This window comes from Kutzneria buriramensis (assembly GCF_003387475.1).
GTDB lineage: Bacteria > Actinomycetota > Actinomycetes > Mycobacteriales > Pseudonocardiaceae > Kutzneria > Kutzneria buriramensis.
Map to the genome: position 1 here is coordinate 252,887 of NZ_QUNO01000001.1, position 23,902 is coordinate 276,788.

General features: G+C 68.1%; 19 protein-coding genes and 1 pseudogene. 8 read left to right on the forward strand and 12 right to left on the reverse strand.

What is annotated here, in order from left to right; all coding sequences use genetic code 11:
- Window positions 1–60: 60 nt before the first annotated feature.
- The 5 genes from BCF44_RS01190 to BCF44_RS01210 form a co-directional block, all read right to left on the reverse strand.
- A complete protein-coding gene (locus tag BCF44_RS01190; protein ID WP_116172191.1) occupies window positions 61–2,061 on the reverse strand; it encodes a putative bifunctional diguanylate cyclase/phosphodiesterase in 2,001 nt (666 codons plus the stop codon).
- Between the two features lie 232 nt (window positions 2,062–2,293).
- Window positions 2,294–3,697, reverse strand: coding sequence for an ISNCY family transposase (locus BCF44_RS01195; RefSeq protein WP_116172192.1), 1,404 nt, complete (start codon window positions 3,695–3,697; stop codon window positions 2,294–2,296).
- A 386-nt stretch (window positions 3,698–4,083) separates the two neighbouring features.
- A complete protein-coding gene (locus tag BCF44_RS01200; protein WP_170217287.1) occupies window positions 4,084–6,225 on the reverse strand; it encodes a hypothetical protein in 2,142 nt (713 codons plus the stop codon).
- Window positions 6,226–6,236: 11 nt separating this feature from the next.
- Complete coding sequence (locus BCF44_RS01205; RefSeq protein WP_170217288.1) at window positions 6,237–8,417, reverse strand: ATP-binding protein; 2,181 nt, start codon at window positions 8,415–8,417, stop codon at window positions 6,237–6,239.
- Window positions 8,414–8,956 (reverse strand): hypothetical protein, encoded by a 543-nt coding sequence (locus BCF44_RS01210; RefSeq protein WP_211352839.1) that lies wholly within the window; start codon window positions 8,954–8,956, stop codon window positions 8,414–8,416. Before BCF44_RS01210 ends, BCF44_RS01205 begins: the two co-directional genes overlap by 4 nt.
- A gap of 457 nt (window positions 8,957–9,413) precedes the next feature.
- On the opposite strand from BCF44_RS01210, the gene BCF44_RS01215 reads away from it, so the two are divergent.
- Together BCF44_RS01215 and BCF44_RS01220 are read left to right on the forward strand one after the other, a co-directional pair.
- Window positions 9,414–9,635, forward strand: coding sequence for a hypothetical protein (locus tag BCF44_RS01215; RefSeq protein ID WP_116172194.1), 222 nt, complete (start codon window positions 9,414–9,416; stop codon window positions 9,633–9,635).
- A gap of 62 nt (window positions 9,636–9,697) precedes the next feature.
- On the forward strand, window positions 9,698–10,207 hold the full coding sequence (locus BCF44_RS01220; RefSeq protein WP_147328355.1) for a hypothetical protein: 510 nt from the start codon (window positions 9,698–9,700) through the stop codon (window positions 10,205–10,207).
- Between the two features lie 35 nt (window positions 10,208–10,242).
- Here BCF44_RS01220 and BCF44_RS01225 read toward each other — a convergent pair whose 3' ends face one another.
- The 3 genes and pseudogenes from BCF44_RS01225 to BCF44_RS59110 all read right to left on the reverse strand — a co-directional run.
- Complete coding sequence (locus BCF44_RS01225; RefSeq protein WP_147328356.1) at window positions 10,243–11,274, reverse strand: hypothetical protein; 1,032 nt, start codon at window positions 11,272–11,274, stop codon at window positions 10,243–10,245.
- 19 nt (window positions 11,275–11,293) lie between these two features.
- On the reverse strand, window positions 11,294–12,169 hold the full coding sequence (locus tag BCF44_RS01230) for a hypothetical protein (protein WP_147328357.1): 876 nt from the start codon (window positions 12,167–12,169) through the stop codon (window positions 11,294–11,296).
- A gap of 245 nt (window positions 12,170–12,414) precedes the next feature.
- Window positions 12,415–12,513 (reverse strand): annotated as a pseudogene (locus BCF44_RS59110) (IS5/IS1182 family transposase); the annotation flags it as partial.
- A gap of 625 nt (window positions 12,514–13,138) precedes the next feature.
- Here BCF44_RS59110 and BCF44_RS01240 point away from each other — a divergent pair.
- Entirely contained in the window at window positions 13,139–13,438 is a 300-nt protein-coding gene (locus BCF44_RS01240) for a hypothetical protein (protein ID WP_211352840.1), read from the forward strand.
- Between the two features lie 452 nt (window positions 13,439–13,890).
- Here BCF44_RS01240 and BCF44_RS01250 read toward each other — a convergent pair whose 3' ends face one another.
- Window positions 13,891–14,712 (reverse strand): hypothetical protein, encoded by an 822-nt coding sequence (locus BCF44_RS01250; RefSeq protein ID WP_116172199.1) that lies wholly within the window; start codon window positions 14,710–14,712, stop codon window positions 13,891–13,893.
- Window positions 14,713–14,871: 159 nt separating this feature from the next.
- Here BCF44_RS01250 and BCF44_RS01255 point away from each other — a divergent pair, with 159 nt between their 5' ends.
- The 3 genes from BCF44_RS01255 to BCF44_RS55220 are packed head-to-tail and all read left to right on the forward strand — an operon-like array spanning window position 14,872 to window position 16,211.
- On the forward strand, window positions 14,872–15,513 hold the full coding sequence (locus tag BCF44_RS01255) for a hypothetical protein (RefSeq protein ID WP_116172200.1): 642 nt from the start codon (window positions 14,872–14,874) through the stop codon (window positions 15,511–15,513).
- A 44-nt stretch (window positions 15,514–15,557) separates the two neighbouring features.
- Complete coding sequence (locus tag BCF44_RS01260; RefSeq protein WP_116172201.1) at window positions 15,558–16,028, forward strand: hypothetical protein; 471 nt, start codon at window positions 15,558–15,560, stop codon at window positions 16,026–16,028.
- A 6-nt stretch (window positions 16,029–16,034) separates the two neighbouring features.
- Window positions 16,035–16,211 (forward strand): hypothetical protein, encoded by a 177-nt coding sequence (locus BCF44_RS55220; RefSeq protein WP_170217289.1) that lies wholly within the window; start codon window positions 16,035–16,037, stop codon window positions 16,209–16,211.
- A 366-nt stretch (window positions 16,212–16,577) separates the two neighbouring features.
- On the opposite strand, the gene BCF44_RS01265 is transcribed toward BCF44_RS55220, so the two are convergent.
- From BCF44_RS01265 to BCF44_RS01270, 3 genes are all read right to left on the reverse strand, one after another.
- Window positions 16,578–18,476, reverse strand: a complete 1,899-nt coding sequence (locus tag BCF44_RS01265) for a hypothetical protein (RefSeq protein WP_147328358.1) — start codon at window positions 18,474–18,476, stop codon at window positions 16,578–16,580.
- Window positions 18,477–18,955: 479 nt separating this feature from the next.
- Entirely contained in the window at window positions 18,956–19,363 is a 408-nt protein-coding gene (locus tag BCF44_RS54650; protein ID WP_147328359.1) for a hypothetical protein, read from the reverse strand.
- Window positions 19,357–19,638: a hypothetical protein gene (locus tag BCF44_RS01270; protein ID WP_116172203.1), complete on the reverse strand. Its 282-nt coding sequence runs from the start codon at window positions 19,636–19,638 to the stop codon at window positions 19,357–19,359. The genes BCF44_RS54650 and BCF44_RS01270 overlap by 7 nt, the downstream gene beginning before the upstream one ends.
- A 624-nt stretch (window positions 19,639–20,262) precedes the next feature.
- Between BCF44_RS01270 and BCF44_RS01275 the strand changes: the two genes are divergently transcribed.
- Together BCF44_RS01275 and BCF44_RS01280 are read left to right on the forward strand one after the other, a co-directional pair.
- Complete coding sequence (locus tag BCF44_RS01275; protein ID WP_170217290.1) at window positions 20,263–22,917, forward strand: ATP-binding protein; 2,655 nt, start codon at window positions 20,263–20,265, stop codon at window positions 22,915–22,917.
- A gap of 58 nt (window positions 22,918–22,975) precedes the next feature.
- Window positions 22,976–23,830 carry an alpha/beta fold hydrolase gene (locus BCF44_RS01280; RefSeq protein ID WP_116172205.1) on the forward strand — a complete coding sequence of 285 codons (855 nt, stop codon included), beginning with the start codon at window positions 22,976–22,978 and terminating at the stop codon, window positions 23,828–23,830.
- Window positions 23,831–23,902 lie beyond the last annotated feature (72 nt).

A 23,902-nucleotide genomic window follows, 5' to 3' on the forward strand; every position in this document is an offset into this window, starting at 1 on the left:
ACGGCCGCGCGGTGATCATGGCGGCCTCGGTCCTTTGAGACGGCCTTGCCCCAGGCATCATCAACCGGCTTTAGGCATGGGTAGGGAGCCGCGCATAAGTAACTGGTGAAGCTCAGGACCGGGGACTGGTCTGGAGAACAACCACCCTTGGTAGGCGTCGGCCCCGATGCCGCGCAGCACGTGGAACTGCGTGGCGGTCTCTACCGCCTCGCCGACGCAACTCCGACCCATCGCACGGGCCAGCATCATCACTGCCTGGGCCACCGCGAAGTCCGCGGGATCTTCGCCGACCCCGGACACGAATCGGCGGTCCACCTTGATGATCTGCGCAGGTAGATCCTTCAACCGGGCCAGCGACGAGTAACCGGTGCCGAAGTCGTCGACGGCGAACCGGACGCCGCGGTCGACGAGATGGGCCATCTCCGCGATCGTCAGGGGCGACAGACCGGCCAGCAGGGTCTCGACCAGTTCCAGGACAATCCGGTCCCAGCCGATCCCGGACTCGGCAACAGCGTCGGCCACCGTCGTCGTGAACCCCGGATCGCCAGGTGCCAGCGCGGACAGGTTCACCGCGACCGCAATTCGACGGCCGGCCGGCTCGGGCCAGCCAACCGCGGCCCGCAATGCTGTGCGGAGAACCCAACTGTCCAGCTCGAGCAGCAGGTTGCTCCTCGCCGCCACGGGTAGGAACACGTCGGGCGTGAGCAGTCCGTACTCGGGGTGCTGCCAGCGGACCAGCGCTTCAGCGGTCAGTATCGTGCCGTTCACGTCGACGACCGGCTGGTAATGCAACGTCAACGCATCTGCTGCGATCGCGTCGTGCAGCTCGCCCTCCAGCTGCACTTGCCGATCCGCAGTGGCGACGAGCCCGGCGCTGGCGACGACCATCCGACCGTAGCCACGCCGCTTCGCCTCGTACATCGCCGCGTCCGCGAACCGCAACAGATCCTCGCCGGTCACCAAGGTGTCGGTCGGCGTCACGGCGCCGATGGACGCCGACACGCGGACGAGCTGCCCCTGAAGCGGCACCGCCTGCTGAAACAGGGGCGCCACCAGGGCGGCGAACTGTTCGACGCCATCCAACGGTCTGACATCCGGGCAGACGACCACGTACTCATCGGCGGAGACCCTGGCCGCGACGCTGCCCTCGGGCAGCCCCCTCTCGAGGTTGCGAGCTACGGCGACGAGCAGTTCGTCTCCGGCCTCGTGGCCGAGGGACTCGTTGATGCGTTTGAAGTTGTCGATGTCGCAGAACAAAACGGCGACGTGGCTTGCGGCGGCAGCATCGCCACTGAGCAATGCCCGAAGTAGTTTCATGGCACCGCGACGATTGAGGAGGCCGGTGAGCTCGTCACGGGTGGTGGGCTGCACCCAGTCCGCCGTGGCTGAGGCAGAACCGGTCGGGGTGGGTGACACGGCGAATGCCTCGGCGATGTGCGACAAGTCCTGATGCTGCTCATCGAGGTACGCGCCAATGCGGTGCACGACCGCGTCCACCCCGGCCAGGTCGACACCGACGCCGACATGGGGAAGGCGGGGCACTGAGGGCTGTGCTGGCGACAGGTCCTCGGCGCTGCTGGTGTCAGGGCCGAGCATGCGGAGCTGGCGCTCGAGAGTGTTGATCTTGCGATGCAGAACGGCGATCAGCTCCACCGCCAACGTCCGCTCGTCCAGGGCCCGATCCAGTTGATGCTGGGTGCGTTCCTTCGACCGGTGGGCGTCGGTGAGTTCACGTCGGGTTCGCGCCAGCTCGGCCACGCTCCGGTCGGCTTCGTGCTGGTGGTGATCGCGCTGCCAGGTGAGATGCGCGATCATGTCCTGCAAGCGCATCAAGGCGAGCTGCAGCGCAAGGACCACCTGCGTGATGTTCCGTTCGGCGGTCACGCTAGCCAGGAGTTGTTGTTGCATCTGCGTCAATTGCGTCTGGACGTCGTCGAGCCGACGATAGGCCGTAATGACCTGTTCCTGAGCCTGATGAACCGCATCCGGATCATGTCGGCCGGTCTGAGTGATGTGGACATCGCCGTGGATCGCCGCCGCCTGCACCACATTGTTGGCCATGCCGCTCGTCGTGTTGCTCGAGGTGCCTGCAGCAGGCGGAGGCTCAGTCGTCACCGGCTACCGTCCCACCATCGGCTGTGTCGCTCCAACACACCCAGTGAACGCTACTAGCCCGCACAAGGAGCAGGGGTGGCTCATGGACGCCTCGGACTAATTACTTCGTCATGAAAAACTGAGGTGGCGGTCAACTGCCCAGCAGTCGCCCGGCCGTGGTTGGGCCGGATTCACTGGTTCACGCCCTGGCGGTTGCCGCCAGGGCGGTGAGCTTGACCAGGTTGTGGGCCAGGACGCCGTGCCCGGTCCAGATCCGCACCCCGGCGATGCCATCGATACCGGTGCGGTCCCACCCGTATCGATGTTTGAGGTGGCTGATGCGCCCTTCGTAGCCGGTGCGCCACTTGACGAGTTTGCGGAACGACGGCCTGCGTTCGTGGTGTTGTCGGGCGAGTCCTGTCTTGCTTTTCCGTGGGATGGCAACGGTTTTCACGCCGAGGTCGTTCAGTTGCGTCTCGACGGAAGCTTCCCCGTAGCCCCGATCAGCGGTCACCGCGCGGGGTGTGTTGCCGGTGCGGCGCTGCACGCGCTGCACCGCGGGCACGAGTTGCGGCGCGTCGGCCGGGTTACCCACCTCGACGGTGTGGTCGAGTACGACACCGTCGGCGTTGTCCACGACCTGGGCCTTGTAGCCGAACTCCACAGGCTTGCCCAGGCGTCCCTTGGCGATCGGGCGGGCGTCGGGATCGTGCAGGCTGACCAGCCGGGTGGCCGAGTCCGGGGTGTCCCCGGCCAGCCGCAGCCGCGTCTGGGCCACGATCCGTCCGGCCCGCTCGAGGGTGGCGGCCAGTTCGTTGATCGCCCGGCGGAGCCGTCCTCGGGCGTGGCCGGTTGCCGTGCGCAGCGCCCGGCGGGCATTGCGCAGCATCGCCGCCGCGTCCCGGGTCGCCCGCGCGGCCAGGCCGGCCAACTCGCCGGTGATCCGCCGGACGGTGGCCTGGGCTTCCTCGCGGGCCTGGGCGCCTCGCAGCCGTAGCTTCGAGGTGATCGTGCGGACCCGCCGCCCCGCGGTGCGGGATCGGTCCCGAAACGGGGTCCGGACCGCGCCACCAGCAGTCTTTATCCGTCGGACCAGCCCGCTGATCTTGCTCACCGCACGGGCCAGCAGTCCGGTGTCAGTGGGGTAGTTCACGTTCGCCGACACCACGGTGGTGTCGGCGCGGACTTTTCCCGTCTTCACCAGCTTCGCCGCGGTCGCCTTGGCCAGCACCGCCTCGTTCAGAGCCGCCACCGCGGTCTCCCCGCAGCGGGTGGTGATCTTCATCAGGGTCGTGGGGTGTGGCAGCGGGTCGTCGATGTTCAGCCGGCAGAACCGCCGCCAGGAGATCGAGTCGGACACCTCCGCGCACAGCGACTCATACCCCAACCCGTAGCGGTGCTTGAGGAACATCAACCGCAGGTAGGTCTCCATCGGCACACTCGGTCGACCCGTCCGGGTGCTGAAGTGCGGCACGAACGGAGCGAAGAACCGCTCGTCATCCAGCCATGCGTCCACCCGCTCCAGCTCTGCCGGCAGCCGCAAACACACCTCCGGCAGGATCGACTCCCACAACGAAGGCTGCTCGTTCCGTGTCCGTAACATCAGCCAGATCCCTTGCGGCGCAACGATTTACTTGCATTGTCGCGCCGATGCGGCCTGGTCGGCTCCCGACACGCCGACCAGGCCCATCACTTTTTCAGGGGGAGGTGTTCCCGCCCGGGCCGGCCGCCGCGTGGTGGGAAACGTGGTGAGCAGCGCACGCCAGGTGACGGGTCACGATCCGGGATCGCGCGAGCTTGAGGGGCACGAAGCTGGCTGAGCGCGCCGGTTGCTCTATCAGCGTGCGACTTCGACACCGTGGGCGGGCTGCGAGCCGCGGCGCTGGCGCCGTGGCGGAGGCTGAGCCTGAAGCCATGCGGCTGATGCAACCAATGCCGTAGGCAACGTGGCCGGCCACCACCGGCCCGACGCCTGAGAACGAGCACGACCTACTTCATGTCCGACGGCTTGGTCCGGCTGCCGGGAACGGCCACGGTGACGATGTGCCTCGGGACTGGGTCGCCGGGCACGTCGAACACGGTGTGGACGATGAGCTTGCTCAGGTGTGGTGGTGGCCCTGTGGGGTCGAATGCCTTGTGGCGCAGCGCTACCAGGAATCCGATGCGGATGTCGGTGGCCTGATACGTGGCCGCCTGCTTGAGGTACGCCTGCTTGTCAGTCAAGGGCTTCTTCGTCGAGTCGACCTTCATCTCGATGCAGATGCTGAATCCGCTGAACCTGAGTCTCAGGTCGATCCGCCCGCCGCCAACGTGCTGGACCTCGTAGTCCGTGATCGCGCCGTGGCTACCGGACTTCAGGAAGTCGTGGAGATCCCTGTGGATATGGCGCTCGACGGCCGTGGGGTCGAACAAGTACGGGTACAGGTCTGATTGGCCGTTGATCCGGGAGCTGGCGAATTGGATGATCAGGCGAAGGACGTCGTTCACGGCGTCCTTCGGCTCGCCGACATAGTCAGGGCTACTGTCCAAACAGGACTGGATCGCGGAGTGCACCGTCGCCTCGGCCAGGTTGAGGCTGTGCCTGCCGATCGTGGCGTCGTTGACCGCGCTGGCCAGTTCGGCGAGGGCTTTGGGCGACATCCCGGCGAGCTCGACTGCCGCGAAGGATCCTGCTGGGATGAGCTGGTCGAGTGGACGCGGCAGCGACGTGATCGCCGTGCCGCTAACGTCTTTTCCCGGGCCTGCGCCGGCCAGTGCCTGTGACTTCGCCGCGCGAAGGACCGTCTGCGCGACGGTGAGCTTCTCGGTCACCTCGTGTTCGCGGTCGCCCACAGCGGTTGCGGCTTCCTGCTCCAGGGCGCGGGTGTGGTCCTCGAGGTTGCTCAGCAGGCCAGCGGTCCTGGCGAATCCCGATTCTATGACCGGCCGCACGAGCCTGAGCAGGCCGTCGATGTCTTCCTCGTGGGAGACCACCGCGGTGGAGCGTGAACCCAGGTAGATCTGGAGCAGGTCGTCGACTACGACTTCGGCTTTGTAGAAACTGTCCCGCTTGAACTCCTCCCGGAGCCTGCCCAGGTCGTCGGCGAGTCGATTCCACGCCAGCAGCGCTGCTCGCTTCGGGTCTCCGTACCAGTGGTTCAAGCCCATCGACGTCACGTTGATCCGGCGAACCCGTTCAGCTAGGTCGGCCAACGCGTGTGGTTCGAGCCGAGAAGTCGACAGGGCTTCCACACCCGGCTTCGGCGAGGGCTCGTCCAGAAGCGCACACAGCACTTCGACCACTGTCAGGAGGATGCTGGCGTCCTCGCGTTCGTAGGTGTCCCAGGCGACCTGCAAGTACCTTGCGGAGGCTTGGAGGTTGCGCAGCATCAGTGGGAGGTCTGCGGCGCGCAGTGCGCTGACCAGTTCGATCCCGGCCAGCACCCACGCGGCGTCGGAGGCGACGTCGTCGGGATCGGCGCCCGGACGCGGCCGTCCAACCGGGGCGTCGATCCCAGCTACGAGGCGTACGACGCCGGCGAGGCTCGCGGCGTGCGGCCAGTGGTCGACAGCGACGCCGATGGCGCGCACGACCGCGGTGCCGAGCGGCTTGGGCAGCGGCGCGTCAAAGCGCTCCAGAAGAGCCAGCAAAGCGAACGGCGATCCGATCCCACACAGGGCAAGCCGGGTGCGGGCCTCCAGCGCGGCTGCCGTCCGCAGCGCGGCGCGGCTGTCCGGGTCCGCCAAGTCGAGGTATTGCTGGACAGCGTTCTCCAGGGCCTTGGCCAGACCTGCGCCCACCTGGTTCAGCGCGGGTCCGCTGGTGATCAGGGCTTCCAGGCTGTCGATGAGGATGGCCGGACTCGTGGTGGAGGTGACCGCGGCCGACACGCGGCGCATGGCTTCCGGGTAGCTGTCGGTCCGGCCACCGGCGTTGGCGGCCTCCTGGGCGACCAAGTGAACCAGCGGGGGAAGCACCGGGCTGTCGGCGAGGCCTGCGGCGTCCTGGGCCAGTCGCTCCCAGCCGCCGAGGGAGACGAAGGCACCTTCAGCGGGCGGCTGTCCCGCGCCTGCCGAAAGGAGAGCCTCGAGGTCTCCTTCCAGCTCGGCAGTCGCACGGCTGCCCATGGCGCTCCTCTCGTTGGCACTCACCGTGCAGCTTCTCACCAGACGTAGGAGTTGCCCTCCGCGACAACCCGGTTGGCCTTCGGGAGATGCTCGACGAGCGGCGCAGCGTTGCGGGTGGCGACGAAGATCTGCATCTTGGCCTCCGCTGCGACGTCCTGCAGGGCCTTGACCATGATGTCGAAGTCTTCCAGCGGCATCTCCTCGGCGGACGGCGAGTCCAGGACGAGGAAACCCGGGTGACGACCGATCCCCTCGACGTAGCCGTGCCGGATGAGGGCGATGGCGGTCGCGATCTTCACCCGCAGCTTCTCACCGTCGGTCAGGCCGGAGTAGCTCTGATCAACGCCGTTCTCCAGGAGCGCCATGTTCGCGGCGCCGTTGAGCGTGAAGCCGCTGAGGTTGTCGGCGCCGAAGCTCCGGGTCAGGCGTTCGATATCGGCGGAGATCTGGACCAGCATCGGGCCCTGGTCTTTCTTCACCCATTTCTTCAGCACCTGTTCGGCCGCGTCCACGACGGCGAGCTCCACTGAGTCCACTGGGTCGACTGCCCTCGGGTTACTCGACTGGGTGAGCGCTGCCAGCGCGCCCTCGGCGCGTGCCAGGTCGAGTTCGAGCGTACGGCGGTCACTGGCGGCGGCGAGCAGCTCGCCCCCAGCTTCGGCGCGCGCAGCGGCTGCGTCCCGCTGCCTGGTCAACTCCGCGATCTCAGTGGTCAGCCCCGCCACCGCAGTCTCGGCGGCGGTCACCGCAGCCTGGGCCGCTTCGATCTCGTCCCGGGGCTCTTCTCCGGCGCCGTCGTCCTCACTGTCATCCCTGGACGTCTCGGCGATCAGGCCGGCCGCGATCTCGTGGGGCACGGACGCGGCCACGATGACGTCGGATTGGAGCGCTTCGAGGTTCAGGTCGCTGGCGCAGACCGAGCACTCGTGCTTGTCCGGTTCCGCCGCCTGTCGCTCCGGCGTGACCTGCGCGGCACAACGCGGGCACACCGACGGGCGCATGTGGTGGAAGAACCTGGCCGCGAGCGCGTCCTCGTACCGCGTGTGCGCGCGGGCCTTCACCGCCTTGAGCTGCTGACGCGTCGTCTCGGCCAGGGACTGCTGCGCGATCAGCCTCCCCTCGAGCCGATGCACCTCGCGCGAGAGGTCGGAAGCGTGGTTCGCGGCCTCCAGCATCACCCGCATGTCCGGCGTCTCGGTGGGCAGATCTGCGATCTTCGTCTGGACGTCTTGGACGGCCTTCGCCGCTGCCTTCCTGCTCGCCTCGATCGCCTCACCCGCCGCCTGGGCCTTGTCCTTCGCGGCGGCCCGCGCCGTCTCCATACCGCGTCGCGCCGTCATCGCGGCAGCCTGCACCGGTGCCCAGTCCGTGCCGATGAACATCTGCATCATCCGAACGCCGATGGTCTGCTCGTTGCCGACGATCGGATCGAGCTGATTCGCCCGGACGACGAACGAGCTGGAGTACGCAGGCCACGCGTGCACCCGCGCCGCAGTGTCAGCCCACACGGGGATGTTCTCCAACCGCAGCCGAGTCATCATCAGCGAGCCCATGACGCCCTCGAAGTCCGCGCCGTCGAACTGCCCGAGAACCGTGGTTCTGGCGACCGAGGCGACCTCGGTGACGCTGACGACCCGCCCTGTGGCCACCCCGTTCACCGCGTCGAACTCGACCCGCAGTTGCTCGGCGCCCACCTGCCAGCCAACCTCGACATGCTCGATCCAGCCGCGGACGTCGTTCTGGAACTGCGGACACCGACCGGTCAGCGACCACATGAGAACGTTCAGGAGGGTCGACTTGCCGCGCAGGTTCCGTCCCGAACCGATCCCGTTGACACCGGGCTGCGGTGACCACTCGAACTGGAACGGGACGCGCGCCTTCGTTCCTGCCGGCTGATCGGTCTCCGGCGCTGCACCAGCGCTCGCCGACCCCATGAGTGGGGTCCTGTTGTCCTCGGCCAACCGAACCCACACGGGGAGGTCGGCTGCATCGACCAGCGGGCACCCTTGAGCTTCAGCGCGCCTGGGGTCGAGCCATTTGGTTCCCTTGAAGTGGATTCGGGTCGCTCGCAGCGGCACCGGAACCGCCTTGGTACCCAGCAGCGGAACACCGAGGCCGCGAAGGATCTCGTCGACCTCCTCGACGGAGAGGACGAGTGGACCGCCCTTCCGCCGCTTGGCCAGGATGCCAACAACCTCGTTGCCCAGAACACTCACGGCCGATTCCCCTCCCCGCCGTCTACAGTCGACACCGATATCGCGGCGTTCAGTGCGTCGAGCCGTTCGCGCACCCGTGGCGCGATCGGAGCGATGTCCACCCCCAGCTCGGTTCCCGCGTACGTGGCCTGCTGGTACTGCCGGTCCTTCAACGCCTGTCCGCCGTCGTCTCCAGCGACCAACGCGACCAGTTTCACCTGCTCCGCGTACCACCCCAGCGTTGGATCTTTCGCTAGCTCAGCGACCGCGACGGCACCGGCCTCGGTCAGGAAGAACTGGTTGCGCTGGCTCTTCTTGCCCGGCTGTCCGGTGCGGCGCAGGGCGGCGAGCCCGTAGGTTTCTAGGAGGGAGAACGCGTCGTCGAGCGGCTCGTACGCGCCGAAGAACCACCGCGGCATCGGGTACCAGCGCAGGTCCGGCTCGGGGTCGTCCAAGAGCGACCGTGCCGTGGCCAGATGGCTCGAGTCGGCCGCGCCCGCCTCCACCATCGACACCAGCTCGTCGGCGAGGTAGTCCGGGTTCCTCAGCCAGAAGTCCATCGCCTGGAGCCGCAGCTCGCTCCGCACGGCCTTGACCGTTCCCGGGGGATCGCCGTCCACCGTCTGCACACCGCACCCACCGAGCAGCGCCAACAACCGAATGGCGTGCTGGGTCCGTGTCGCGGCAGGGCGGCCCTCGGTGTCCGTAGACTCCGCATTGGTAGCTATCTCGTCCAACTTCGCACCCCCAAAGCACCGCTATCCGACCGGCTGACCGCGAACCGGGCAGACTGGCCGTCAGCGTGTTCGCCGGCCCGACGTTGGTGCCCTCGCGCAGCCCGCGACACGCCGTCAACCACATCGGGCCGGTACAACCACCCGTTACCATCGGTCACCCGACAGGTGCTACGTACGCCGTGACCGATCGTCCGAGCCCACTGAGGCGGAACAGTTTTGGTGGCAGATTCGGCGCGGGAGTTCTGCCAGCTGCTCAAACTTGCTGGTCGATCGGTCCGGGATGAGCTGGCGGCAGCTGGCCGCCCGGGCGCCGAGCACGGGCCCGGACAAGCTGAACCTGTCGCAGGTCAGCTCGATCCTGGACCTCGAGCGCAGCGTGTTGCCGCGCAAGGTCGCGCAGGTGCGGGTGCTCGCGCGGGCGTGCGGGCTGGACGAGGAGCTGACCGCGCGGTTGGTGGCGGTGTGGGCGAGGCTGAATGCCCGCAGGACCGCGGGAAGATGACGCCGGCCGTGCCTGGGCAGGCGGCTGCGGCGGACTCGGCGGACCCTGTGGTGTCGTTGCCGATGGCGCGGTGGCTGGAGCAGTTCACGGCCGCGATCGAGACGGTACCGGCGAGCACGGCGGCCGAGGCGGTGACCGGGGACGGCGACGGTGCCGCGCCCGTAGTGCACACGGTCGGGCCGGTCGCGGCCGGTTCCGGCGAGCAGTCGCGCACTGGGGCGCTGGCCGCCCGGTACGCGCAGGCCCTCGCGGCGCAGAGTTGCGATCTGGCGCAGGCGGTCGCGGCACAGGACCGTGATGTGGTGGGCGAGATCGCGGCGGCGGTGGTGGTGAGGCAGACGATGCTGACTGGTCTCAGCGACGTCCCGGAGATGGTGATCGCGAGGGCGGTGGTCGCGGCCGCGGCGGTGGTGATCTACGCGGTGCGGGCACTAAGCGCCGCGACGCGGCGTAGATCGCGGGTGACGTCAACGGGGCTGTCCTCCTCGTCAGGGACGGCCCCGTTGACGTGTTCGGGTGCGCGGTCGTCGCATGCCGGGCGTCGGTGTGCACAGGCACCTTGCGTCAGATAGCCGACGGAACCCTCGGATAAGGCCTCGGTGTGCGATCAGTCAGGCAGCTGATCCAGACGCATGCTCATCGCCTCCTGCTCCGCCTGCTCACGGCTGCGCCGATAGCTGCACACGAAACAGATTCCCGCGCGGATGCCCATCCCAAAGGAGTCGCTGCCGCCGTCGGGGATCAGCGCGCAGTTGCCGCACAGCGGGCAGTCCTGAAGCCCGTCGTCCTCGAACGGATCAGGGGCGAGCCAGTCCGCTGCGTCGACCCGGCGCGCGATCTCGTCCTCGGTGAGCAACCGGAGATAGTCGTTCGCGATGTCCACGCGCAGGTCGTCAGCGTCGATGTCGTCGCGCTCCGTCGCGTCGATCCGCTCGTCATACAGCCCATCGAGACCAGGGTGGGCGTCCAGTGCGAACAGCGCGTCAAGGTGGCGCTGCTCGAGTTCGTCGGCGGCGTCGTTGCCGTGCCGGATTCCGTTCGCGATGTTGATCCCCTCCGGTAGCGCCGCCACATCGACACGCACGATGTCGTGGGATGGCGGGAACGGCCCGAACGCGGAGAGCGGCTCCCCGTCCGAGCGGTGCTTTTGGTGCTGTTCCCTGGGGACGTCCAGGAAGCGAGTGACCGTGAGGGTCACCGCAGTGGCGTTCGCGCCGGTGGCGTCCCACACAGCGTCGATGTTGTCCACCCGCACCTGCGGCACCGTCAGCTCAGTCTCGGCCGGCGTCACCGCGTGGGAGCGGGCCTTGCTCGCGAGGGTGTCCAGAAGCTGCCGGCTGAACTTCACCTTCAGCTTGCCGTCCTTGCCGGTCTTCGACCCGAACTCCTCGCCGCGCCAGCTCGATCCGACGATGACGGCCAGGCCGTTGCTCAGCGCGGCGTCGAACAACGACTCCGCGCCGGCCATGTCCGGGTCACGCTGCAATGCGAACGCGCAGCGGGCGTAGACCTGGGCGCGGTTGCGGAACAGTGCCGCGTCGGGGGACTCGGGAGGCAACATCCCGCCAGTATCGGCCTCTGCCGCGGAGGCGTTGACGGCGCCGGTTGGGGGCACGGCGTCTGGGACGGTCGCGACCACACGATGACAGGGGGCCGGGTCAGTATCGGCGGCCGTGGCTGGGAAGCCCGCCCGAGACCGTCCGCACACTCTCCGAGGCCGAGTAGGTCAGGGGCCGCACTCGTAGCGTGGGCTCCTTCACCGGCTTCGACGCCGTCCTGGCGGATTGTCCCGCTGCGGCGACGCAGGATTGACACGAGCAGGGCGGCAGCGCGGCTTCCGACTCGCTCATCGGTTCGGTGATCTGCTCGTTCGACAGCAGACACACCTCGACCTTGCCGGGGATCTGGTGTGAGTACAGCGTTCCCCGTACCCGGTGCAGCCGGGTCCGGGCGCCGCACAATGGGCACTCGTAGCGCTGGACGTAGGGATTCCGGCTGCGCTCGGGATCATGCCGCACGGGACCGTCCTGGCCGTCCGGCGGGGGTGGCGGGGCAGGCGCGAGCTGCAGCCCGGCCAGCTGCAGGGCCTGCGACCGGCGCTGCTGCCGGACCTCGCGTCCGATGCGCTTCCGACACGACAGGCACTTCTGGTTGCTCAACTTGCTGCGGGGGAACTGATTTCCGCAGCTCGAGCAGGCCTGCGACCTGCATCCCTTGTGGATGGTGACGCGCTTGCCGAGGGGCTTGTCGCACACCGTGCACAGCCGCGGCTCGGTCGGTTCCGACGCCGGCTTCGCCACCGCGTCGCTGTCGTCAGACTGCCCCGGCGCGGTCTGCGGGATGTCGAGCTGCTGGCGAAGCTGTGCGCACGCCTGCTCCGGATCGGTCTGCCCGGTCGCGGCGCACAGTTGGGCCCGAAGGCGCTGGTGGGTGATCAACTGCTCGACGTTGAGGCCGGAGCTGCGCCGGCGCTGGGCCAGCGCGGTGAAGGTACGCACGGCGTCGCGAAGCTCCGCGGGGTCGAGGTCGGTCACGGACACCTCCCTGGCAGCCAATCCACTGTGCCACGACTACACGCGACGCCGGGGCAGGTCGTGGAGACGGCCGGCGCTGCGGGGGCGCGCCGGCCGTATGCGTGACCATCGCACCCGGCACCTCGCGGCGTTACGCCGTCGGCTGTGGCAGCACGAGACCAGCATGCGGCTGGTGTCGCCGTCCAACGCGGTCAGCGTCGTGTCGTTCGTGGTGATCACTCGTCCATACCGTTTCCGACTACTCCGGCCTCGCGGTCATCCAGACGCTTGCGACCTGGATGGTCAGTGCGTCGCGGGACGACCGGCAGGAGCGGCTCGATCCGCGCCCACAACTCGTCGGACACGATCCACGGAGGCTGCTGCCCTTCCTCACACACCGATCAACAACCTCCTTGATCAACTTATTCCAATATCCATTCTGTTAGGAGCTCTAACTAAGGCCCCACCCTCGGTCCTTGCATATTTCGCCTCCTACTCAGGCAGCTCCCCGAGTTTCCAAATCCATTTCAACGGCAGGAGGTTCTGGGCGTGTTGTCGGCCAAGCGTGATCGCCTCGTCGATGAACTCTGGCTCGAACAGCACGAAACCCATGAGGTCTGGGCGGGTGCGAGGGCTGGAGTCGAGCAGGAAGTAGATTCATGCGGCGAATGCTGCCGGTCAGCTGGTATTCGCTAGCTCCCGCGCCCTGTTCGAGGGCGTCTTCCTCTTCGACGCCTACGTCGGCCCGCTGCTGGCCGCGCTCAGCCCAGCGGTCTGGGCGTTCAGCGCTCCACGCGGCACCGGCACCGGCATCTACACCCTGGGCGATCCGCTCCCAGGTACTCATGGTGACGCCGCCGAACTCCTCCACATGCTTCCGCAGCGGAGAAGCTTGCACTCCGACCCGGCTCCAAGACCGTCGAACTTCGGCGCACCAGGCTCTCAGCCCCGGACGGCACGCGCCTCGTCCTTTACGCCAGCTCCCCCGTGATGGCCGTCGTGGGCACTTCGGTCCTCATTGGTCGCGATACCGACACGCCCACCCGCATCTGGCGGCGCTACCGCAGGAATCTCGGACTTCACCGCCACGAGTTTGACGAGTACCTCACCGGTACCGAACTAGCGACAGCGGTGCGGGTCGGCGCCCCGCACCGGTTGACCGATCCGTGGCCGCTAGCGGTGTTGCGAGACACCGCGAAGTTTCAGCCGGCGCAAAGCTTCCGGTTCGTATCCGATGACGACCCCGCTCCGCTGCGCGACTTGGCCGACCTCGGCAGCCCACAGCGCTGACCTGCCCCCACGCATCATCGCGCTGGCCGGACCGCAGAGGTTTCGGCCAGGGCTTCGCTGCCAACGTACAGGCGCCGGCACTCCACGCCTGTATCTTCGCACCTGCCATGGCCGACCGCGACCACGGAGTGATCGTCGACCAACCAGGACATCTTGTCCACGATCACCCGCCTTGGCGTCCGACGTAGAGGTGCTAGCAGATCCGCTAGCTGATCTGCTAGCCGTTCAGCTTGCTAGCTTGCTGCGCGTCCAGATTGCTAGCACACGCCACCACGCCGGGCCGGTCAGCCCGCCGGGGCGCGTGGCGGGCCATCGGCTACACCTGACGTGGGCCGCGGTCGAGCTGCGCCGGACGGCGGGGCAGCCGTGGGGCGATGCCCCGGCGAGCATCGGTGACGTCGAGGGGTACTGACCAGACCGGTCGGCTGAGGCGCGGGCTACTAGTTGCTGCACTACCCGAACAATGGCGTGCTGCGCTGATCGAACAGGGTCCATCCGTCGTGGATCATCAACGCGGCGGCTTGCGTCATTACGAGGACCGCAGAGTCTGGCGCGCTCAGCCGCAGGTTCAGGACGTTCTCCGCTGTCCTGCTGATCTCTGTGTGGCGCAGCAACCCCAAGGCCGCCCACGTTCGGGCGTGGGTGATCCCGCTGCACAACTTCCACACGAGCAGCGTTGCGTCGCGCTGGTGGCTGGCAGCTTCAGCGGCAGCCGTGCCGACGATCGTCGTGAAGGCCACCTTGCCAGCGGCTACCTGCGCGACCCGCGCCGGCGTGAATCCCCGGGCACGAGCGACATCCTCAAGTTGAGTCCGGCGCTCCTGCCGCGTCATGCGCTGCGGCGTGCCTGCCAGCTCGGCGGCGTTCATCCCGTCGCACACATCCGCCCATTGCAGTCTCAGCCGCCGAAGGATGCGCTCATCACGACTGCTGGGCGCCAGCAACCAGACTGCGATCGACGCGTTCTCCAGCGCGGCTCGCAGTAGCGTGAACGGGGCGCGTGCGTGCACGACGTTCGCGTCGATGATCAATTTGCGTAGCGCGTGCAGATGGTCGACCGCGCTGTTGAGAACACCGAGGACGGCGTGGGAGATCTGAAACGGATCGGTGTCTTGATCGTCGCGGGCCAGCGGGCTTCCACGCAGTGGGCGGGTCGGCTCGTCGAGAGTGCGTGTCATCCACGTGTCGACCTTGTCGAAGATGCGCGTCAGGTCCTCAAGAACCTGGCCGTCGAAGGCGACCGTGGCACCGAGACGCCCCTCAGCTTCGATCATGATCTCCCGCCCCCGGCGTGGTGGCGTCCAGATCGACGCCGGTCCGCTGATAAGTCTTCCAGCCGCAGGTTGGTGTTACTCGTCCAGTAGGACGAACCGGCGGCTGGGCACTCGGCATCGAGGCTTCGCATCCAGTGGCACTCGCTACCGTGCGCACCCATGAACACCTTCCTGGATCTCGTGAAGCTCGTCGTCGGCGCACTGCTCGGCTACTGGCTCGGCCAACACGGCGCCGACCGTCAGTTCCGGCGCCAGCAGACCCGCCAACGCATCGAAGATGCCAAGAAGGCGTACGTGGACTGCCTCAAGGCCGGGCGGCGGTTGGTCAGCGAGTTTTACCTCCCGAGAAACCGGCCGCCGTCGGATCTGCTGGCGGACCTGCAGACGGACGACGTCCGAAACAGGGTCACTGGCCTCCAGGAACAACTGGCTGACGCCGAGATCGCGTTGGGTGTCCACGGTGCGACCACAACAATCGGTCAGCTCCAAGAAGTCAGGTTCGCGGCATCGTCCCTGCTCTCCTTAGCTGGCATCTTTCAGACAGCAGCGCTTGCCCCAGGCAGCCTCGACGAGTCGTACACGGCAGCGTGGTTCGCCATGGCTGGAACCATGGATCAAGCCGAGCGGGAGTGGGAACAGTGGAAGGCCGACCAAGAAGCGGTCGCAGGCCGTTGGGCCTGGTTGCGGCAGCTCCGAAGTTTGGACGTGTGGGCTCGGGTTCGGCGGTGGCTGGGGTGGCAGCGGTTCCGTCGCCAACAGCCGAACAACCAGACCCTGCCGCCGGGTACCGACGTCTCGTAAACGGCGCCCGAACAACGATCGGCGACACCGCTTCCATCACCTGGATGGCGCTGCGACGCCACCGAGACGGGCGCTGCGTCCGACACGCCACCGCTGCCACGATCGCGATCATGGGCGAATGGACGGTGAAGTGGTCGCGATGGGAAGGCTTCTTCCGTGCCAAAAACTACATGTCGGACATACCCGCCGACGTGCCGCTATTGTCCGACGGCTTGGCGCAGTTGCTCATCACCTACCACAGCACGAATGCGGGGCTGACAGGCAGCGGTGGCAGGCTCAAGTCCGATAACCCGGCTGAGTTTAGCTACAAGGAAGTGTCGAAGTTCGCAAATGACCTGTTCGCCGGCATCTTCGACAACGGCCACAAGATCAGCGACATGGTGAAGAAGCTGACCGAGGATGATCTCGACAGGTTCCGTCGGTTCGTAGCCTGGGCCGCCCGGACTCACTGGGCGCAGAACAACGTCTACAGGCTCATCCCCATGGACGAGGTGCCGCAGAATGCGGACGAGTGACGTAGCGTGACCCGGCGAGCTGAGACCGCTCAGGCGTTGCTCGCCACCATCTCGCGGATAGCGATGTTGCGGACCGCCATAGCGGACCAGGACGACGCCACGCTGCTGCTCCCGGCCCTGCTCGGCGCGCATCTGGTGCGTCGATGGTGGTCGGTGCCGCTGCGCCGCGCCGGCGCTGGCTAGCCCGGTGCCACCGAGCTGGCCCGCCGTCAACCGCTTTGGGGCTGTTGTTGTCGTGCGCGACTAACCGCATGGGGTGGATATTCCCTGCTCTATGGGCCGTGGTGTGGGCGCCTCCGCCTCACCACCCGGGTCGACGCGAGCCACAACGCCGACCTGACACAAGCATCGAGCCGATCGCCGGCCGCGGACCGGCGGCACAGCACCGCGGTGGCAGCGGCCGGTATCAGCGTCCCGTCGAATGGCGCCCGATGGGCTGCAGGCCCGTCCAGGTGATCTTGCCAACCCGAAAGGGCCCAAGTGGGCCGCTCGCTCTCGATGTCCACGTCGAGCGGAAGTTGATGTTCTGGCAGGGCGCCCATGGGTGCTTCACGACATCAGAGCGCGAGCGCCAAGCAGGTCGGTCAGCAGGGTGATCGCTCGTTCCGTGACCAGGTCGACGTGATCGAGGGAGCCGTGCTCAGCTCGCGGTTCGGGCGGCGGGGGACCTGTGGTCATGACCGCCGCTAGGTAGCTTTCGCGCTCGTCGGGCGACCACGGATCGTTCGGCAAGCGGAGGACTGTGATCGGTTGCGGAACCTGCTCGTCGCCAGCCCAGAGTGCAAGCAGGGCATGCCATTGCTTCCGCTCGGCCTGATGCCGCGCGATCCTGCGTGCACGCAGGTCGTTGGTGCCATGCTGAGTGGCGACATCGCTGAGGGTGCGGGAGGAACGCCTGACCCATCCGTGGCCGCGGTCGACCAGATCGTGCTGAGCTAGGTGCGTGATCGCTGCATAGACTTGAGACCTGCTCATCCCAGTGGCGTCGACCAGGTTTAGCGGCCGAACGCTAGCGTTGGGTCCCATGCGTTCGATGGCCTCGAACACCTGCCGGGCGCTAAGTCCGACCACAGTCCATGCCGGGTGAACTGGTTCGATCCGCGCCGCAGCCACAGCAGTTGGGGTAACCGATACCTCGTCCTCGCCGATGCGAGGCGTCACCAGTGCGTACCTGTCGGCTCGAGGTCCCGTCCCACGCTCGACGAGCAGCAGGGGAGAGCCTGGGATTTCCCGCAGGGCGCGCAGCGCGGTGGAAACAGTCTCGTCAGCCAGCAGGCCCGCAGCGATCGACAGCCAGCGGCGACCGTGTGCCACCGTCGGCCCGCCGGTGAGTTGGGCCGCGTAGGCGAGGGCTTGAAAGAGCGCCACCGCGGTGCATCGTGTCTGTCCGTTGAGTTCGCGACACCTCATGGTCCACTCCCGCGCGCAGGCCAGCCACGTGCGCAGGGCCACCTTCCCCCCTGTGTGCACTGCTTCATGGGCGGAGGCCCGGAATTTCGGCGCTGCGGTGTTTGCCCAGCTCGACGCCTTCCGCCAGTCGGATCGCAGGCTTCGTTCCCACTGTGGGCCGTAGCGGTCGTACGCCGCGCGCATACCCGCCCATTCGCCACTGACCACTTTGGACAGGACGTCGTCGAAACGCATGCCGCGCACCGCGGCGTGCGCGAGGACGGACTGTCGCGCTTCGTGGCGGGTCCATTGGGCACCCCGGACGTTCCGGCGCTGGGGCAGGGCACCGTCGATCGCGAACGCGAGCGTGGTCGCAGGTAGGGGCCCCGGAATACCTGTGGGGCCAGCATATTCCGTCTCGAGGGGCGCGGAGTCAGGGGGCCCGCTGTCGGGGAGCCCGGTCGGGCTGGTGTCTGGATGGGCGGTCAACAGTTGGGCGAGCTTGCCGAGGGTGCCGGGCCGCGATCGAGCAGTCGCTGCGTCGAGGGCCTGGTCGTGGGGTGTCAGGAGGCGTCGGAAGCCGCCTTCTCGGCAGGGGGAACCGGGCGCGGTGATGCATCCGGTGTCCGGGTTGGTCATGGGCGTGATGTCGAGCGTCGGCAGCTGGCGGGCAAGCGCGTCTAGCACTGGCCGGATGTGACGAACCGCTAGGTCGGCGCCGTGCGCGAGTGGAACGAGAACGTGGCGGCCGCCGCGGGTGCTCTCGTCGATGATGACGCGCCCACCAGCCTGCTGGATCCAATTGGCTGCTTGATCTGCGTCGTGGCGGACCTGGTCCTGACCGTAGTTCTTCGGATCGAAGTCCAGGGCCAGCAGGCACGTCCTGCCGCGCCTGTCGAAGATCGGGATCGCGGCGGGCTGTGTCGGCAGGCGACGGCCGAGCACGCGTGCACGGTCGAAGCCACCGTCTGGGTTCCACAGCCGTACGGACTTGCGCGCGGCCAGCAGCGGCGCGAGTGACCACGCGACCTCGGCGTCGGCAATGTCGGGCGGGGTCATCCGGGCACCCGCCCGCTGGGGATCGCGCCGGTGGGCAGGCCGAGGACCGGCTCACAGGGTGAGCCGGTGTGACTGTGCCCGTGGTCGCGGCCAGGCGACGTACGCGCGTCGAGCACGACAACGCCGGCACGACCGGCGGGTACGGGTCTGGAGAGGCCATGAGGGCGTGCGCTACCCTCAGAGCTGCACGGATGGATGTGCGGCTCCCTTCGTGGGAGCACCCGGAACTGCGGATTGTGGCGATCCGCCCCGGTGGTAGTACGTCACCCGCCCCGGTCCACGGGGCGGGTTTGTCGTATCACGGGTTTCCCAGGTGCGTATGTAATTGAGGGTCGTCTACACCGATCTCAATTGCGTGCTACGTGGATCCTCCGTTCGGTTTGGTCTTGTCGCGGGGGCCTCCCGGGAGCGGGAGGCGTCAGATGGTGGATATATTCAGGCGGTTCCCGTTCCTGATTGTCGCGGTGTGGTCGACGTCTCTACTCCTTTCCTGGGTGGTGAGGCCGGATAGGTGTGACGTCTTGTCCGGCGATTGCGGTCAATCGTCGTATTGGCAGTGCGATCCAGTGCGCGGTGCCCGCGTCGATATACAGTCCGTTGAAGATTCGCTCGGGAAACATTTCCAGTAGGGTTGGCATAACGTGGTTCACGAGATCGGCGCCGCGTGCGGTGTAGAATTTTGTTGGGCCGCATTGCTCCACAAGGTGGTCCAGTGTGGACCACGAGTGAATCCATGACCGTCCGCTTTTCGTGAGCTGAGCGGCTATGTGGTCCTCCTGGATCAGCAGGGTTGAGTCGTGGAACAGGTTGACCAACCTGTCGGGGTCGCCGTGTCCCGCGTGGACCGCCCGGGCTTCCGTTATCAGCGCGAAGGCTGCGTTCACCATGCCGGCTCCCGGTCCTTGGAGAGGTCGGCGGCGGCGTGAATCAGCACTTCCGAGCGGTGCAAACCCGGTTCTGTCGCCCAGTTGCCCGGGTGAAGCAGCAGTGGGCCGTTGTTGACGCACATAGCGGTTGCGGCAGTTGTCGCAACCACTTCCGCGATCGTCATCGCCGTCACGGCCTGGTCGCGGTCGAGCAGACGACTGCGGAGCCAACTGACCTTCCAGCTCCCGCGCTGGCCGTCCCAGCGCGCGCCATGCTTCGTCACGCTGCTGTCCATAGTGGACTCGCCGGTACGAACGCTCACGGCTCGCTCACCGCCATGGACCGACGCGGCAGAACTGTGCGGCGCGCGGTCGCACGGTCCGTAGGCAGGGGCGTGTCCTGCCGAAAAGGCCAGGTAGGCGGCGCTTTCCTTGCTATGGAATTGCTATGGAACGTCAGAGCGCAGGTGTATACGGCAGCATTCGACAGTGCTCGTCGCGGGAACGAAACAGCAGGTCGGAGCACATTTATGTCACGACAGAGCACCGCTGAGACTGAATGGATGAGGATTAAAAGTCCGCAGCTCTACCAATTGAGCTAACGGCCCGTGGCCACACGATAGCGCCTCCGGACGGGAGCCCGCCGACGTACCGGGTTGTCGCCCCGGACACAGTGCGTCCCGGGGCAGGTGAACTGCGGGGATGCCAGGGTGGTCGCTCGTAGTCACGACCGCTGCTGCCGAACAGAGCTGGTCGCCGGCGACCAGCCGGCAGCTGCTGACCGCGACCCCAGGGCCGGTGGCACTGCGGGTGACACGGCTGCCGGAACCGGTGCCGATGGTTCATGCTGGAGGTATCCAGCCGGCTGCCGTCGGCTCTTGAACTGGCTGAGAGGACCACCGGCGCGGACGGAGGTTGGCGTGGACCACCTCGAACCCCGGGCTGCGCTGGTCGGCCGCGCGGCGGAGCTGGCGGCCCTGGACGACGCGGCGGCGAGGGCACGGGCGGCGTTCCGGGTGGTGGAGGTGGTCGGCGAGCCGGGGACGGGCAAGTCGAGGCTGCTGGCGGAGTTCGCGGCGCGGCAGGCGAAGGTCCCGGTGCTGAGGGGCCGCGCGGCGGAGGCGGAGCGGGAGGTTCCGTTCGCGCCGCTGGTGGACGCGCTGGTGGACCGGGTCGACGCGGCGGCGGCCATGAGCCTGAGCGAGCCGGAGTCGCAGCTGCTGGCCACGGTTTTCCCGGTGCTGTCGAAGAAACCGGCCACGGACATCGTGAGGTCCCGCCTGTACCGGGCGATGCGGTCGCTGCTGCGGGCGCTGAGCCCGGCGCCGACGATCATCCTGCTGGACGACGTGCACTGGGCCGACGAGTCGACGATCGAACTGGTCGACTACCTGGTCCGCCACCCGCTGCCGGCCCCGGTCCTGCTGGTTCTGGCCTACCGCCCGCACCAGGTGTCCTTCCGACTGTCGAAGGCCCTGACGGACCACTCCGTACGGGTGAACGTGGGCCCGCTGTCGGCGGCGGACGCGCACCAGCTGCTGGGCACGGCGATGAGCCGCCACACCAGGGAACGCCTGTACGAGGCGAGCGGCGGTAACCCGTTCTACCTGGACGCGCTGGCCCGCAGGCTGCCGGAGTCGGTGCGCTCCACGCTGGCGGCGGAGCTCGCCCACGAGCAGGAGGTGACCCGCGCGGCGGCGGTGGTCGGCGACACCTTCGGGCCGTCACTGATCGCGCACGTCGCGGAGGTGCCGGAACACGTTGTCCTGCAAGCCTTCGACGACCTGGTGGCGCGGGACATCCTGCGCGAGGTGGAGGGCTCGGGCCGGTTCCGGTTCCGCCACCCGCTGGTACGCCAGGTGGCCTACGACTCGGCGGCCGCGGGCTGGCGGCACGGCGCGCACGCCCGGGTGGCGGCGTACCTGAAGCAGGTGGGAGCGCCGGCGGTGCGGAGGGCGGAACACGTGCTCCGGTCGGCGACGTACGGTGACCGCAGTGCCATCGACACGCTTGTGGAGGCGGCTCGCGCCGTCGCCACGCACCAACCGGAGACGGCGGCCACCTGGTTCCAGGCGGCATTGCAGCTGGAGGCCGCCGACAACATCCGGGTCCGCACGGAGCTGGCGTACTGCCAGGGCGTCAGCGGCCAGCTCCGGCCGGCGCTGGACACGTTCCGGTCGGTGATGAAGTCCCTGCCGGCCACGGAAAGGGCCGCGGCGGCGGCGTTCGCGGCGATGATCGCGCACCTGCTCGGCGAGCAGGACTGGGCCACGCACCTGCTCACCACCGAGCTGGACCAGCAGAAATCGGCGGCGCCGCTGCGGTTGCAGCTGGTGCTGGACGCGGCCCTGCGCGGCGATCTCCAGCCGATCCGGCCGGTGCTGGACGCGGCCCCGGACGACGACCGCAACCGCTGGGCGGTCCCGTTCGCGGCGCTGAGGGCGTACGCGAAAACGGTGGCGGGTAGTCGTTTCGAGGCCGCGCCGGCGGTGCACCGGGCCGCCCGCATGGTCGACGCCAGCGACGACGGCGAGGTGTTGGCCTGGCTGCCGGCGATCCACATGCTGTGCTGGGCCGAGGTCCTGATCGGCGACCACCGGCTCGCGCTGCGCCACTTCACCAAGGCCGTCCAACTGGCCCGCGACAACGGGCACCGCTACTTCATGCCGCAGCTCCTGCACGGCCAGGCCTTCGCGTACGCCATCGCGGGCCGCACCGCCGACGGTCTGGCCGCCGCGGAGGAGGCGCTGGAGACGATGCACCCGGAGATCGGCGGCCGGGGCGCCCTGCTGGGCGTGTGGTGTCAGCTGAGCAGTTGGCGCGGCCAGCACGCGGCGGCGATCCGCGCCGGTCGGCGGGCCGTCGCGGCCATCGACCACCCGTGGCTGGGCTCGCTGGCCCGCAACCAGCTGCTGCTGGCCCAGGTGCACGCGGGCGTCCATGCGGCCGCCGTCCAGGAGATCGTCGAGGTGCTGCCGACGATCGACCCGTACACCCGCCTGATCAGCTTCACCCTGCTGGCCAAGGCCGACCCGCAGCGGGCCGGGAAATGGGCCGACTGCGCCGACCAACTCGCCGACGAGCGGCTGGACGTCGACGTCGTCTTCCGTGACCTCGCCGAGGCGTACGCCGAGGGGGACGCCGCAAGGGCGCTGAACGCGGCGGCCGCGGCGGAACGCATCGGCATGCCGCTGTGGGAGGCGACGGCCCGCCTGCACGCCGGCACCTGCCTGGCCCGCGACGGCCAGCGCGAGCAGGCGCTACGCGAACTTCAAGTGGCGGCCACGATCTTCCACGTCTGCGAGGCGGTCGACCTGCACGCCACGGCGGTGCGGGAGCAGCGCCGGCTCGGGGTCCGCGTCCCGCACACCGGCAACCTCGCCGCGACGCTGTCGCCGCGGGAGCTGGACGTCGCCGAACTGGTCTGCGCCGGCAGCACCAACCAGCAGATCGCCGACAAACTGGTGCTCAGCGTGCGCACGGTGGAGACACATCTGACCCACATCTTCGCCAAGCTCGGCGTGACGAACCGGGCCGGCGTCGCCCGCGTGCTGGCCAGCCACACCGACGATTGAACTGGTATCCCCCGGCGACGGTATCTAACGGTACGACGACGCGAGAAGGAGGTGGACGGTGCGCTCCACAGATGCCGATCCCGGCTCGTTGGCCGACGACCCGGGCGCCGTGCTCTGGCTGGGCTCACCGGACCAACCCCGGGTGCTGCTGCTGCACGACATCGCGATGACCGGCTCGACCAGCTGGCTGGGCCAGCTCCAGCTGGCCGACGACCTGTGCCTGGGCATCGCCGACCGCCCCGGCTACGCCATCACCGACCGGGTGTCCGCGGCGGGCTGGACCGCCGACGCCCGGATGATGCTGGAGGTGCTGGACCGCAGCGGCCCCGCGCATCTGGTCGCGGCCGGCTGCTCGGCGGCCGGCGCGCTGCTGGCCGCGCAGCTCGCGCCGGGCCTGGTCTCCTCGCTCGTGCTGGTCGAGCCGCCCTTGTTCCAACTGGTCGAAGGGAGCTCGCTGACCGAGGACCTCGCCGGCAAGCTCGTCGAGCTGCACGAGCAGAGCGTCCTCATGGACGGCGAGGAGTTCCTGCGGGAGTACCAGCTGGCGCTGGGCTACCTGGAGCCGCCGCGGCTGGACGTGCCGGAGCGCTGCGCGGAGGCGGCCCGCAAGGAGACGCCGGCCTGCCAGGCGCCGCTCGACCTGGACGCCATCAACGCGCTGCGCATCATGACCACCGTGGTGATCGGCGGCCGCGAGGGGACTCAGCACGACCCGGGCGAGCGGAACGTGTTCGGCGGCGCGCTCTGGAAGACGGCTGAAGTGCTGGTAGAGGCCGCGGACGGCTGGCTCGTGCCGGTCGAGCCGGCGGGTCACGCGGTGCAGCGGACCGTCGGCCTGTTCAACGGCGTGCTCAGACGCCACATCGACACGTGGTGGTCCAATCTCGATCACAGCCACGCCGCCGCCGGCTGACAGCCGTCAGCCGGCGGCCGGTAGCCGAGGCCAGCTCAATCGATCTTCCCGACTTCGCTAGTCTCCAGGCAC

Excerpts from the sequence above, each read along its gene's own strand:
- BCF44_RS01240 (WP_211352840.1), top strand. The coding sequence starts at position 13,139 with ATGGCCGTCGTGGGCACTTCGGTCCTCATTGGTCGCGATACCGACACG.
- BCF44_RS01195 (WP_116172192.1), bottom strand. The coding sequence starts at position 3,697 with ATGTTACGGACACGGAACGAGCAGCCTTCGTTGTGGGAGTCGATCCTG.
- BCF44_RS01250 (WP_116172199.1), bottom strand. The coding sequence starts at position 14,712 with ATGATCGAAGCTGAGGGGCGTCTCGGTGCCACGGTCGCCTTCGACGGC.
- BCF44_RS54650 (WP_147328359.1), bottom strand. The coding sequence starts at position 19,363 with ATGGTGAACGCAGCCTTCGCGCTGATAACGGAAGCCCGGGCGGTCCAC.
- BCF44_RS01210 (WP_211352839.1), bottom strand. The coding sequence starts at position 8,956 with ATGGACTTCTGGCTGAGGAACCCGGACTACCTCGCCGACGAGCTGGTG.
- BCF44_RS01220 (WP_147328355.1), top strand. The coding sequence starts at position 9,698 with ATGGCGCGGTGGCTGGAGCAGTTCACGGCCGCGATCGAGACGGTACCG.
- BCF44_RS01255 (WP_116172200.1), top strand. The coding sequence starts at position 14,872 with ATGAACACCTTCCTGGATCTCGTGAAGCTCGTCGTCGGCGCACTGCTC.
- BCF44_RS01270 (WP_116172203.1), bottom strand. The coding sequence starts at position 19,638 with ATGGACAGCAGCGTGACGAAGCATGGCGCGCGCTGGGACGGCCAGCGC.
- BCF44_RS01260 (WP_116172201.1), top strand. The coding sequence starts at position 15,558 with ATGGCGCTGCGACGCCACCGAGACGGGCGCTGCGTCCGACACGCCACC.
- BCF44_RS01190 (WP_116172191.1), bottom strand. The coding sequence starts at position 2,061 with ATGGCCAACAATGTGGTGCAGGCGGCGGCGATCCACGGCGATGTCCAC.
- BCF44_RS01215 (WP_116172194.1), top strand. The coding sequence starts at position 9,414 with ATGAGCTGGCGGCAGCTGGCCGCCCGGGCGCCGAGCACGGGCCCGGAC.
- BCF44_RS01265 (WP_147328358.1), bottom strand. The coding sequence starts at position 18,476 with ATGACCCCGCCCGACATTGCCGACGCCGAGGTCGCGTGGTCACTCGCG.